This is a genomic window from Hyunsoonleella pacifica (assembly GCF_004310335.1).
In the GTDB taxonomy this organism is placed as follows: Bacteria; Bacteroidota; Bacteroidia; order Flavobacteriales; family Flavobacteriaceae; genus Jejuia; species Jejuia pacifica.
Window position 1 is genome coordinate 275,543 of record NZ_SIRS01000006.1, and the last position, 13,441, is coordinate 288,983.

Genomic DNA, 13,441 nt, shown 5'->3' on the forward strand with positions numbered 1-13,441 from the left:
AAGCCTAAAAGCAACTAAGGATAAATTAAATATTTACTACGAGTCACTTTAAAGGCGTCCAAATCCTCTTGCCATGATGCTTTTATATCTTTTTCAGATAAACCAGATTCTATTTGTTTTTGAAGTATTGTAGTACCTGCATGTGTTGTAAAGTTGGCAGTATTAAAAAATTTGGATTTATCTGTTGCGCTTTCATATGCTTTAATAACCCATTTTAATGTCATTCCTTCAACACCCGCATCTTTTAAATCTTCTCCATAGCACAAGGTGTTTTTATGTTTAGGGTATTTCGCTCCAAAATTAGGAACAGGAGTATACTCAAAAGTCATGGTGTCTTTATCTAAAAAAGGTGCGCCATACCTTTGAAATTGAAACTCAGTACCTCTACCTGCATTTATATTAGTACCTTCAAATAAACCCAAACTGGGGTATAGTTTTATAGACTGATTGTTAGGTAAGTTAGGAGAAGGCCTAATAGGCAAACTATAAAAAGTATCGCGTGTGTAGTTTTTAATAGGTATCACAGTAATATCGCATTGTAATGCATTAGCTAACCATTTCTCTCCATTAATCATTTTAGCATATTCGCCAATAGTCATACCGTGTACTAAAGGTATGGGATGCATGCCAAGAAAACTTTGATGCTCAATTTTAAGCGTAGGTCCATCAACATAATGTCCATTAGGGTTTGGTCTATCTAATACTAGTACTGGAATTCCAGCTTCAGCACAAGCTTCCATGACATTATGTAATGTAGAAATGTAGGTGTAAAATCTAACGCCAACATCTTGAATATCAAATACAATAATATCTAAATTATCTAAAGCTTCAAGGGTTGGTTTTTTGTGCTTTCCATGTAGAGAAATTAGAGGAAGTTTCGTTTTAGTATCAATACCATCAGCAACATTAGCACCCGCATCTGCCTTTCCACGAAACCCATGTTCTGGTGCAAATACTTTTTTTACATCAATATTTAAACTCAAAAGAGAATCTACTATATGTTTATAGCTAGGTATTTCAGTTTTCAGTCTATGGTCAGTAAAAATTACTGAAGTCTGATTTGCCACAACCCCAACACGTTTTCCTTTTAAAAGCGGTAAATACAATACCGTTTGATTTGCTCCAACAGTAACTAAAGTATCATTAAGGGAGGAGTTAGATATCTCATTGTTAAATCCTAATTCTGTTTCATGTTTTCCGTCATTTGTTTTCTTTACATTACCACAAGAAATTAACATCAAAACAAATAATAAAACAGTATTTTTGAAACAAGTAAACGTTATATAAAGCATTGAATTACGAGTATTTTATAGCAAAACGCATTATTGGTGGTAAAGCGTATAAAAGTAGCATTTCGGCACCAATAATAAAAATTGGTATAGCAGCCATTGCAATTGGTATGTTAGTAATGATGATTGCTATAGCTACAGGAATTGGGCTACAAGAAAAAATACGGGAAAAAGTAGTGGCTTTTAATGGGCATGCCACTATTACTAATTATGATAGTAATATCTCGCAAGAAAGTATAGTGCCCATCTCTAAAACACAAGAATTTTATCCTGAGTTTAAGGCAGTGGAAGGTATAACTCATATACAAGCTGTAGCTACAAAATTTGGAGTAATTAGAACCGAAATCGATTTTGAAGGAGCCGTTTTAAAAGGTGTAGGTAGTGATTATAATTGGCAATATTTTAAAGCGTTTTTGGTAGAAGGTTGCATTCCAAGTTTTGAGAAGAAATGGAGTGAAGAGGTGTTAATTTCAGAATATTTAGTTAAACGTTTAGGGCTTCGTTTGGGCGATAAATTTCAAATGCATTTCTTGAAAGATGATACTGAAAAACCACCAAATATCATCACTTTTGAGATTGTTGGAATTTACAATTCCAGATTTCAGGATTTTGATGAAACTTATCTTATTGGAAATTTAAGACACATACAGCGGATAAATAAATGGAAGGAGGACGAAATAGGGAATTTTGAAGTGTTTATTGAGGACTACAATGATATAGAACGTATGGGTGTAGAAATTTTTCAAAATACACCATCAACATTAAATACTTCTACTATTAACGAAAAGTTTTACTCCATTATAGAATGGGTTAAAATATTTGATAAAAACATCTATGGTATTATTGGTATCATGATTCTTGTAGCAGGTATTAATATGATTACGGCTTTACTGGTTCTAATACTAGAGCGTACCCAAATGATAGGTATTTTAAAAGCCTTAGGAAGTTCCAATTGGAGTATAAGAAAAGTATTTTTATACAATGCCTCTTACTTAATAGTATTAGGTTTGTTTTGGGGTAATGTTTTAGGTGTGAGTATACTTTTAGCACAAAAATATTTTAAAGTTTTAGAAATGAATCCAGATGTATATTACGTTACAGAAGCTCCAGTATATATTAATTGGAGTTATATTTTAGGATTAAATATCGGTACGTTATTATTATGTTTATTAATGCTTTTGGTGCCTTCTTATATTATTACTAAAATTTCTCCTGTGAAGGCTATTCGGTTTGAGTAGTTTGTGTGTGTTTTGTTAATGATATTCTTCATGCCTTTATGATTTATGTAGCTCATTAATAAGTGTTTAGAAAGTAATGTGATGTTATTCTATATACCCATAATAAGTGTTTTAACGCTATCTTATCAATATAAATAGTCTTTACTACTCTTTATCATAGTAGGAATCCTTACCTATTAAAACTTCTTTCCCATCAATATAGCCATAAATTTTGCTGTGAGAAAATCTAGGTCGTCTATGAGTAATAGAATCATAGATAAATTTTGTTGTAGGCTTGCAGGTTTTTATATCTAATAAACCATACTTATTATTTTTTCTAAATCCATAAAACCGTTTAAAGCCTTCATATATCTTAGCGTTATAAAAATCATCAAAGATGTAATCCGTAATTTTTTTCCCATTCAGATCAAAAATTGCAAATCTTGAGTCTTTTTCTGCTACTATATTAAATTTTGACACATATAAATTTGAAAATTCTGTGTTAAGAATTTTTTCTCCCTTACTATTAATTAAACCATAATCACTGTCTTTTTGGGTAAGATAAAAACCATTAGTTTCGTAATCTATAGAATCATAAATGATATCTGTTAAAAATTCTCCTTTAACATTAAGAATAGCGAATTTATTTTCTTTCTCAACTATAATTTGTGGATAGCCCCTTTTTTGTATTTGTTTTATATCGTCATATAAAAAAGGAAGGATCTTTTTTTCATTATAATCTAACAATCCAAATTTGCCATTTTGCTTTGCTCTAACTAGAGAACCATGCTTAAAAGGAAACAAATGTTGGTAGTTACAAGATATATTTATTTTTTTGTCACTAACACTTTTAAGACCACAATTGTCTGATTTATCAAAAACTATAAACAAGTCTCTTATAAAAAACGAAGGTTTAATTTTTTCATATTTAAAAGGTATTAATACAACTTGATTTTTAACCACTCCCCATAAACCATTTTTTTTTGCAGAAGTATATAAATAATTGTTATGAAATAAAACATCTTCATATTTATTATCTGCCAAAATTGTTCCTTCATCTGTAATTAAGCCAACTTTTTCATTTATGTAAGATTTAAAGTTAAGGTGATAGCTGGGGGTGTGTAAACTATCATATTTATTTTCTATAACTTCTTTCATTCGACGATGATCGAATATTCCATAACCTTTGTTTGTTAAGGTTTTGTCGTAGCCAAAATGTCGAGAATATGCAGAAACAATAACTTCATCATATTTAAAAGGGACTAATACTTTATTTTGATAATTTATATAACCTAATTTACCTTTCTTAGCCACGTATAAAGTGTCTTTAGTCGTTTTATAAATGGTATCGTATATAAATGGAATTAAAGTTTCGTTTTTTTTGTTTACAGTTCCATATTTATTTTTTCTTTTTACAATTTTTCCATAATCAATTTTGTTTTCGGTTTCTATCTGGTAAAGTTCAATAATATCTTGGCAATAAGTATTACAGTAAGTAAGTATTATAAAAATAGTTAATAGGGCTTTCATTATAAAGGGTTTAATTTAAATGTAGTCTTGTTAATGTTTGGTGATTTTATTGGATATTCATCTTTTAAAGTGATGTATATATGAAGTTACAGAAAGTGCGAGAAGATTTATGTAAAGTTAAGATCTAATTTCCTTCAATATCGCTAATATGATGTTTAAACACTTTTAGTGTCTTCTTATATTATAACTAAGATTTCTCCAGTTAAAGTGATTTGGTTTGAATGATTTTTGAAGAGTTTTGTTAACGATTCATATAATTTCGTTTTATTATTACTTGTGTAGTTAGGCTTTTGTTATTTGTTTGATTCATCTTTTAGTTTATTTATTTCACTTATCAGATCAAAATCAGAGAAATGTAGAATAAATCCATTAATATCTCTCATTACAAATTCTTTTGCCCCATTATATTCAGTAATTCCAAAAGGTCTAATTATATCCGTTTTATCCTTAATCTCTTCGTACCACTCAGAAATATTGTCTACTCGGCACCATAGAGTTAGCGCTCCCCCTGTATTATACTCCTGTAGTTCTGGAAATTCTTTAGTCAATGATTTTTTGCTTTGAAAGAATAACTCAATATTATCTCTCTTAACGTATGCCCAATAAGCAATTCCTTTTTCAGTAGATTTATATAAAACGTTAAATCCAATATTAGTGTAAAAATCAAGAGTATTATCTACACTGTCGACCATCAAATTATTTGAAATGGACTTTAGAGTACTAGTTGTTGGTTTTTCTTCAATCATGTTTCTTAATAGCTGTTTTAATAAACTAGAATTTTGTAGATATTTTTGGTTAATAGGCTTAGATTCTTTAACAAAGTTACTGTTTTTTTGTATGAAAAAATCTTATTTCCCTTCAATATCACTAATATGATGTTCAAATGCTTTTACCGAAATTTGTATCTCTAAAATTAATAACGACAACGATGCTATGAGTAGTAATAGAGCGATACCAAATATCCATGTTGCTATCGTTTGTTGTTGTATGTAAATTAAAAACATAGTAACAACGCATAGTAAAAGACTGCTAATTCCCAATATTTGCATAGTCCTTGTAAGATAAAGACGCTTTTTTATATTTTGTATTTGTGCAATTAGTGTAGCATCTTTATTTAGTAAATATTTATCGTATAACGTTCTAACAACCGCAGTGTAGGCTAAAAACCGGTTTGTATATGCTAACATAATTAACGAAATAGCCGAAAATAGTACTGCAGGTGTAGTAAGTGTCAATTCTTCCATAATTTCTGTAAAAAAACTACTTCAAAGTTAATTAAGATTTTATATTTTCGGCATGTGCAAGAAGATTTTCTACATTATATCTGGAAACATAGTAAGTTTTCTACAATCAATTTAAAAACTTCAGATGAAGAAGTCATAAATATCATATCAAACGGACAGCATAACTTAAATGCAGGTCCAGACTTTTTTAATGCCCAAATTAGAATTGGAACACAACTTTGGGCAGGTAATGTAGAGATTCACGTAAAATCTTCAGACTGGTTTTTACACAATCATGAACAAGATAAAAACTATGATAATGTAATTTTACATGTAGTATGGGAACATGATGCAGATGTATTTAGAAAAGATAATTCCACAATACCAACATTGGTTTTAAAAGAGGTTGTGTCTGTCACGGCATTAAATAATTACAATAAGCTTATACATGCAAATAGAAATTGGATAAATTGTGAAAATGATATTGACAATGTAGATGATTTTACCATTACCCACTGGTTAGAACGTTTGTATTTGGAACGTTTAGAACGAAAATCTATCGAAGTTGTTCAGCTTTTAGAAGCCTCCAAAAATAACTGGGAAGCCGTACTGTTTAAAATGTTAGCAAAAAGTTTTGGTTTAAAAGTTAATGGTACTGCATTTTTAAGTTTAGCCAATTCTTTCGATTTTTCAATATTAAGAAAATCACAGTCAAAACCTGTATTGTTAGAATCTCTTTTATTCGGACAATCAAAATTATTGGAGGACACCATTGAAGAACCTTATTATCAAACACTACAACAGGAATATCAATATTTAAAACAAAAGTTTTCATTAAATAATAAATTGGTAGTAGCACCTTCTTTTTTTAGATTACGCCCCAATAATTTTCCAACAATAAGGCTATCGCAGCTGGCTAATTTGTATGCAAATCATCAAAATTTATTTTCAAAAATTATAGAAGCAACGTCTTCAGAAGATATTAAAGATATATTTAATGTAGGAAGTTCAGCGTTTTGGAATACACATTACACGTTTTACAAATCTTCAAAAGATTCAAAAAAAATAATCTCAAAATCATTTATAGATTTATTAATTATAAACACCTTGATACCTTTAAAATTTAGTTATTCAAAATATAAAGGAGGATCAAACGAAGAGGCTATATTAGAATTAATTTCACAAATTCCTTCAGAAAAAAATAAAATTGTAGAAAAATTTAATACTATAAAAAAAGTATCAGAAAACGCATTACAGTCGCAAGCACTAATTCAGCTAAAAAATGAATATTGCAATAAAAACCAATGCCTAAAATGTGCTATTGGTAATAAACTTTTAAACCGTTAAACTTTTAAAAGAATAAACTAAAGGTTAACTTGCACTAATGAATGTATTTTACAGAATATTACTGTTTTTACAAAAACATGGATACCATGTATGCCAGCGTATTGCAGACCGTTTTGGTATTAGAGCCAAAGTAGTACGCACATCGTTTATGTATATCACTTTTGTAACCGTAGGTTTTGGTTTTGCAGTGTACATGTTTTTAGCATTCTGGATGCGCATAAAAGATTTAATTTACACCAAGCGTTCATCGGTTTTTGACCTATAATTAATGAGTAATCCTATAGTTAGACTTTTTAGATCACGAATATATACCGCCCTAATTTTGTTGGTGTTTATCATGCTAACTGGGGTGTTAGGTTATCGTTTTATTTCTAGTTATTCTTGGGTAGATGCCCTATACATGACGGTTATAACAATGACTACTGTAGGATTTGGTGAGGTAGTACCTTTAGACGATCAATCTAAAATATTCACTATATTTTTAATTTTGGCTAGTGTAATTATAGTAGGGTATGCGCTATCCATTATTACAGAGTATATTTTAAGTAAAAATGACATTGAAGAATTAAAACATAAGAAGATGCAAAAGAAAATAGATGCTTTTAAAGATCATGTTGTTATTTGTGGTTACGGTAGAAATGGTAAACAAGCAGCCAGAAAGTTACAAGCATATAACAAATCGTTTGTAGTGATTGAAAAAGATAAGGAAGTAGAAGAACGATTAAAATATGACGATGTACCTTATGTTATTGGTAATGCGAATGAAGATGAAACCTTATTGCTAGCTGGTGTTGATAGAGCATCTAATTTTATATCTGCGCTTCCAAGCGATGCAGACAATCTATTTGTAGTTCTATCCACTAGGCAACTCAACAAAAAAATAAACATTATTAGTAGAGCATCTCAAGAATCGTCATATCAAAAACTAAAATTTGCTGGGGCAAACAATGTTATATTACCAGATATGATTGGGGGAGACCACATGGCTTCATTAGTGGTTGTGCCTGGTTTAATGGAGTTTATAGATAACCTTTCCATTGTTGGTGATGCCAATATTAATATTGAAGAAGTAGCGGTAGAAAAGCTATTTAATATAAAAAATAAAAAACGACGCACAATTAAGGATTTAGATTTAAGAAAAAAAACAGGCTGTACTGTTATTGGCTACAAAGATGAAAATGGAGAATACACAGTCAACCCAGAAGCCGAGTTACCACTAGCACCAAAATCTAAAATTATAGTATTAGGAAGGCCAGAACAAATAGAAGAGTTAAATTCCGAATACGATATTGAGTTAGAAGAATAAACATATTTGGCATAATATGTTTTAAAAATCGTTTTTTTTTAGCATCTTGCTATCTTCTTATACATATTTTTCAATAAAACACTAACATATTTTAACTATGAAGAAATATCTTCTTTCATTATTTACAATAATTTTACCACTATTATCTTTTGCTCAAGAAGCAGAAAAAGGATTAGATGAAAAAATAAATGATGCCTTTATGCCAATTGCGGTATGGTGGGAAGGTCTAGTGTTAACAACTGTTCCTATTACAGGATATAATGTACCATTTGTAGTTATACTTCTCGTAGTGGGAGCGCTGTTTTTTACATTTTATTTTAAAATCCCAAGTATCACTAGATTCCCTTTAGCTATTAATACAGTTAGGGGCAAGTATGATGAGCTTGAAGGTCATGGTATTGAAGAAAAAGTAGCAGTGAACATTGTAGATGGAGATTTACCAGATACAATTAGAGATGAAAGTCAAGAAGGGGAAGTTACCCATTTTCAAGCATTAGCAACAGCGGTTTCTGGTACAGTAGGTTTAGGAAACATTGCGGGTGTAGCAGTGGCAATAGCATTAGGAGGTCCTGGTGCAACATTTTGGATGATAGTTTGTGGATTAATTGGAATGGCAACTAAATTTGTGGAATGTACTTTAGGTGTAAAATATAGAGACGTTGGAGAAGATGGAACTGTGTATGGAGGACCAATGTATTATTTGTCAAAGGGGCTCCAAGAGAGAGGTTTTTCAGTAATAGGAAAGGTATTAGCTGTTCTATTTGCAATACTATGTGTTGGTGCATCTTTTGGAGGGGGTAATGCATTTCAATCTAACCAAGCTGCGGTTCAATTAAGCTCATTGTTTAATTTAGAAGGAGGAGCTACAGGATTAATAATTGGATTTGTTTTAGCAATCTTAGTAGGTATTGTTATCATAGGAGGTATTAAGCGTATTGCAAAAATTACTGAGAAAATAGTCCCATTTATGGCAGGTATTTATGTACTTGCTGCATTGATAATAATTTTTGCTAATATCAATCATATTGGAGATGCATTTGGATTAATATTTTCAGGCGCATTTACGCCAATGGCAGGACTTGGTGGTTTGGTTGGAGTTTTAATTGTTGGTTTTCAAAGAGCAGCATTCTCTAATGAAGCTGGTGCTGGATCTGCTGCAATTGCGCATTCTGCAGTAAAAACTAAATATCCTGCTTCTGAAGGTGTTGTGGCATTACTAGAACCATTTATTGATACTGTAGTGATTTGTACTATGACAGCATTAGTAATTATTTTCTTTAATATAGATGGTACTAATATGCAAAGTGTTTTTCAATATGGTGCTGCAGGTGATTCTTCAAGTAGTGTATTGTTAAATGCTGATGGGAGTTCGGTAGGGGGAGTAGATTTAACTTCAATGGCCTTTGATTCTGTTATTCCTGGATTTTCATATATACTTACAATTGCAATCGTTTTGTTTGCATTCTCTACAATGATTTCTTGGTCGTATTATGGCTTACAGTCATGGAAATATTTATTTGGTAAGGGTAAAACAGCGGATTTAGTTTATAAGGTTCTATTTTTGCTATTTGTGGTAATTGGGGCAGCTGCAACTCTTGATGCAGTAATAAAGTTCTCTGATGCTATGATATTGGCTTTAGTATTTCCTAACATGATAGGCTTATTTTTCTTATTCCCTAAAGTAAAAGAAGAAATGAATAAATACCAAGAGGCGATTAAGGCGAATAAGGAATAATTAAATATTTATATCAAATGAAATCCCATTTCCTATTCACTAAAGAACAACGAAATGGGATTTTTTTATTTGTACTAGTTATAGTAGCGTTGCAGTGCATTTACTTTTTTGTAGATTTTTCTTCAGATGATATTTCTATAAACCAAGAAGAACTAAAGCAATATGAAACAGAAATAGATTCCCTAAGGCGCATAGCAATAGAAGAAAGCAAACCAAAATTATATCCCTTTAACCCAAACTATATTACAGATTACAAAGGCGAGGTTTTAGGAATGAGTAATGAAGAAATTGATAGATTATTAGCTTTTAGAAAGGCCAATAAATGGATAAACTCCACAAGGCAATTTCAAGAAGTAACAGGAGTTTCAGATTCGCTTTTAGCTCAAATATCTCCTTATTTTAAATTTCCTGATTGGGTTAGTAACCCAAATCGAGTATCAAAAAATTATCAAGCAGATGATTTCAGAAAGTATGACAAGTCCAACAAAGGCAAACCTCTTTCCTATGCACAAAAGATAGATTTAAATGAAGCAACAGAAAAACAACTCCAACTTGTTAATGGTATTGGGGAGAAGTTATCACAGCGGATTATAAAGTACCGTAATAAATTTAAAGGCGGTTTTATTGCAGATGTACAATTGCATGATGTCTATGGATTAACTCCAGAAGTAATAGAAAACATTAAATCTAAATTTACGGTAAAAACACCTAGAGCAATCAAGACTATAAATATTAATACGGCAGGGGTTGACAAACTAGTAACAATTAACCATATAGACTATGAAATTGCCTATAATATTATAGAATACCGTAAGCTGCACGAAGGCTTTTCATCCTTAAATGAATTGTTAAAAGTAAAAGACTTTCCTATAAGTAAATTAGAGATAATTAAATTATCTTTGCACTTTCAATAAATGAGCACATTAAAATTTCCTACTCTTTACAAACCAAACAGAGTTTTAATGTTTATTTAAAAATTAAAGTATGACAAGTATGTACTTCACTGAAGAGCACAATCTCTTTAGAAAAAGTTTACAAGATTTCCTAAAAAAAGAAGTAGTCCCACATATTGAAGATTGGGAAAAATCAGGAGAAATAGATAAATCTGTTTGGTTAAAGTTTGGAGAAATGGGCTTTTTTGGTATCAACTATCCAGAAGCTTATGGCGGATTAGATTTAGACCTATTTTATACCGTAATCTTATTAGAAGAGCTTCAAAAAATAAATTCAGGAGGCTTTGCAGCTGCAGTTTGGGCACATGTATATTTGGCAATGACGCATTTAAATGCAGAAGGCGATGCAGCTATTAAAGAAAAATATTTAGCTCCTAGCGTCACTGGTAAAAAAATAGGATGCTTATGTATTACAGAACCTTTTGGAGGGAGTGATGTGGCAGGCATGCGTACCACAGCGGTAAAAAAGGGAGATACTTATGTTATAAACGGATCAAAAACCTTCATTACAAATGGAGTTAGTAGTGATTATTTAGTAATTGCAGCAAAAACAACCCCAGAATTAGGTAACAAAGGTATCAGCATTTTTGTTGTAGACAGAGAAACTCCAGGGGTGTCTGCCACTAAACTAGATAAGTTAGGCTGGCGAGCATCAGATACAGGAGAAATAGCGTTTGATAATGTAACTATCCCAGCAAGTAATTTAATGGGCGAAGAAAATAAAGGTTTTGCATACATTATGCAGCATTTTTCTTTAGAACGTTTAATAATGGGGGTAAATGCCCATGCTCGTGCAGAATTTGCTTTAGAGTATGCACAGCAATACATGAGCGAGCGTACAGCTTTCGGAAAAACAATAGATAAGTATCAGGCCCTGAGACACAAATTATCCGATTTGTACGCAGAAATGGATGTGTGTAAGCATTACAATTACACAGTAGCCAATGCTTTAAATAAAGGCGAATATGTAGTTAAAGAAGCTACAATATCAAAACTACAATCTACCAAAATGGCCGATGAGGTTATCTACCAATGCTTGCAATTTTTAGGTGGTTACGGTTATATGGAAGAGTATCCTATGGCACGACTGTTTAGAGATAGTAGGTTAGGACCTATAGGAGGAGGGACTTCTGAAATTTTAAGAGAAATTATCGCTAAAATTATTATTGATAAGAAATCATACAAACCAGCAACTTAAATTTGAAATGTTGTTTTGGGCGTTACCCACAAGAGGGTTGGGCTTGCCTGCCGGCAGACAGGATTTTGGCGGTCGTTCTCTGCGAGCAGCTCAAATAAACGCCTCAATCCCTAAAGCGGGTAAATTTGCTAGCTCTTGTCGTAACCTAAACTGTTTTCTTTTTTTAAAAACATTTCTTAATATTTTTATATATTCAATTAGTGTTGTTTAAAAATAGAAGTTACAAATTGTAATAATTAAAATAGTTTTTATATTTGCACCCGAAAATTCTAAAAGAGAGGAGGTTAAGGTCTATGTTAGTTATACCAATTAAAGCAGGAGAAAATATAGATAGAGCGCTAAAGCGTTACAAAAGAAAGTTCGATAGAACAGGAAGAAAACGTGCATTACAGTCTCGTAAGCAGTTTTTAAAACCCTCTGTAGAACGTAGAGCGCAAATTCAAAAAGCGCAATACATTCAAACATTAAGAGATGCAGAAAACATCTAGTTTTTTGTTTACTAAATATTAAAATCCCGCAAGTCGCGGGATTTTTTAATTCTATTATATATTTGATAATGCATGATTGATTCAATTTGGTATAAGATTATGCTTTCATCATAAGGTCAAAAAATTGTATATTAGAACCTCAATCCAATGTATGTCATTCAAATCATTCATAGATTACTTGCTTTTAGAGAAAAACTATTCTAAACTCACAGTACAAGCCTATCAGTCAGATTTAGAAACATTTCAAGATTTTATAGAAGAAGAGTATAATTCAGAATCTGTTAAACAAGTTAATTACACTCTAATACGGTCGTGGATTGTACATCTAGTTGAATCAGGGTTAACCAACCGGAGCATTAATAGAAAAATATCATCTTTAAACACCTATTATAAGTTCTTGTTAAAAGTAGGCGATATTCAACAAAACCCTTTAATTAAACATAAAGCTTTAAAAACTAGTAAAAAAGTTCAGATACCATTTTCAGAGCAAGAAATTGATACAGTGCTGAATACGCTTAATTTTGACGATTCTTTTGAAGGCTTAAGAGATAAGTTAATAATAGAATTGTTCTATTCAACAGGTATTCGGCGTATAGAACTTGTTGAATTAAAATTAAACACTGTAGATATTGAGCAAAAAACTGTTAAAGTACTCGGGAAAAGAAATAAGGAGCGCATAGTACCGTTGTTGAATTCAGTAAAAGAAACACTAAAAAAGTATTTAGAAAAAAGAAACAGTTTAACCTATATTGAAGATTCAGAATATATATTTTTAACTAAAAAAGGAGCTAAAATATACGAAACACTTGTTTACAGAATTATAAATGAGTATTTTAGTCAGGCTTCTTCGAAGGTAAAAAAGAGTCCTCATATACTAAGACACTCATTTGCCACACATTTATTAAATCAGGGAGCAGACTTAAATGCTGTTAAAGAGCTTCTTGGTCATACAAGTTTAGCAGCAACTCAGGTTTATACACATAATAGTATAGCCGAATTAAAAAAAGTACATTTAAAGGCGCACCCTAGAAGTAAAAAGTAGCACCTTTAAATCATTGTCTAACCAAAATAGTATTATATGAAATGAGTCTTGTACGAAAGATGGTATTCAAATCATTTCAAATCAAGCCAAATTACATTCAAACTATTTTTAAA

The 13,441-nt window shown here is 31.2% G+C and carries 13 protein-coding genes; 9 read left to right on the forward strand and 4 right to left on the reverse strand.

The genetic code is table 11. From position 1 onward, the window contains the following. Window positions 1-14 precede the first annotated feature (14 nt). Window positions 15-1,292: an exo-beta-N-acetylmuramidase NamZ family protein gene (locus EYD46_RS15715; protein ID WP_130938119.1), complete on the reverse strand. Its 1,278-nt coding sequence runs from the start codon at window positions 1,290-1,292 to the stop codon at window positions 15-17. On the opposite strand from EYD46_RS15715, the gene EYD46_RS15720 reads away from it, so the two are divergent. Continuing rightward, the gene (locus tag EYD46_RS15720) at window positions 1,292-2,527 is read left to right on the forward strand and encodes an ABC transporter permease (RefSeq protein ID WP_130938120.1); all 1,236 of its coding nucleotides are present in this window, start codon (window positions 1,292-1,294) and stop codon (window positions 2,525-2,527) included. The two genes, EYD46_RS15715 and EYD46_RS15720, sit on opposite strands and share 1 nt — an antisense overlap. 144 nt (window positions 2,528-2,671) lie before the next feature. Here EYD46_RS15720 and EYD46_RS15725 read toward each other — a convergent pair whose 3' ends face one another. The 3 genes from EYD46_RS15725 to EYD46_RS15735 all read right to left on the reverse strand — a co-directional run bounded on the left by EYD46_RS15725 (window position 2,672) and on the right by EYD46_RS15735 (window position 5,280). Continuing rightward, complete coding sequence (locus EYD46_RS15725) at window positions 2,672-4,036, reverse strand: WG repeat-containing protein (protein WP_130938121.1); 1,365 nt, start codon at window positions 4,034-4,036, stop codon at window positions 2,672-2,674. 293 nt (window positions 4,037-4,329) lie between these two features. Then, window positions 4,330-4,782, reverse strand: a complete 453-nt coding sequence (locus EYD46_RS15730; protein WP_130938122.1) for a VOC family protein — start codon at window positions 4,780-4,782, stop codon at window positions 4,330-4,332. 102 nt (window positions 4,783-4,884) lie between these two features. Further along, window positions 4,885-5,280, reverse strand: a complete 396-nt coding sequence (locus EYD46_RS15735; protein WP_130938123.1) for a DUF2721 domain-containing protein — start codon at window positions 5,278-5,280, stop codon at window positions 4,885-4,887. A gap of 54 nt (window positions 5,281-5,334) precedes the next feature. On the opposite strand from EYD46_RS15735, the gene EYD46_RS15740 reads away from it, so the two are divergent. From EYD46_RS15740 to EYD46_RS15775, 8 genes are all read left to right on the forward strand, one after another. Next, complete coding sequence (locus EYD46_RS15740) at window positions 5,335-6,606, forward strand: DUF2851 family protein (RefSeq protein WP_130938124.1); 1,272 nt, start codon at window positions 5,335-5,337, stop codon at window positions 6,604-6,606. Between the two features lie 37 nt (window positions 6,607-6,643). After that, the gene (locus EYD46_RS15745; RefSeq protein WP_130938125.1) at window positions 6,644-6,871 is read left to right on the forward strand and encodes a PspC domain-containing protein; all 228 of its coding nucleotides are present in this window, start codon (window positions 6,644-6,646) and stop codon (window positions 6,869-6,871) included. A 3-nt stretch (window positions 6,872-6,874) separates the two neighbouring features. Further along, window positions 6,875-7,912, forward strand: coding sequence for a potassium channel family protein (locus tag EYD46_RS15750; RefSeq protein WP_130938126.1), 1,038 nt, complete (start codon window positions 6,875-6,877; stop codon window positions 7,910-7,912). Window positions 7,913-8,009: 97 nt separating this feature from the next. After that, a complete protein-coding gene (locus EYD46_RS15755) occupies window positions 8,010-9,647 on the forward strand; it encodes an alanine/glycine:cation symporter family protein (RefSeq protein WP_130938127.1) in 1,638 nt (545 codons plus the stop codon). 17 nt (window positions 9,648-9,664) lie between these two features. Continuing rightward, window positions 9,665-10,561 (forward strand): ComEA family DNA-binding protein, encoded by an 897-nt coding sequence (locus tag EYD46_RS15760; RefSeq protein ID WP_130938128.1) that lies wholly within the window; start codon window positions 9,665-9,667, stop codon window positions 10,559-10,561. 70 nt (window positions 10,562-10,631) lie between these two features. Beyond that, window positions 10,632-11,798 carry an acyl-CoA dehydrogenase family protein gene (locus EYD46_RS15765; protein WP_130938129.1) on the forward strand — a complete coding sequence of 389 codons (1,167 nt, stop codon included), beginning with the start codon at window positions 10,632-10,634 and terminating at the stop codon, window positions 11,796-11,798. 293 nt (window positions 11,799-12,091) lie between these two features. Continuing rightward, window positions 12,092-12,286 carry a 30S ribosomal protein S21 gene (gene rpsU / locus EYD46_RS15770; protein WP_130938130.1) on the forward strand — a complete coding sequence of 65 codons (195 nt, stop codon included), beginning with the start codon at window positions 12,092-12,094 and terminating at the stop codon, window positions 12,284-12,286. Window positions 12,287-12,437: 151 nt separating this feature from the next. Beyond that, complete coding sequence (locus tag EYD46_RS15775) at window positions 12,438-13,328, forward strand: tyrosine-type recombinase/integrase (protein WP_130938131.1); 891 nt, start codon at window positions 12,438-12,440, stop codon at window positions 13,326-13,328. The last annotated feature ends 113 nt before the right edge of the window (window positions 13,329-13,441 follow it).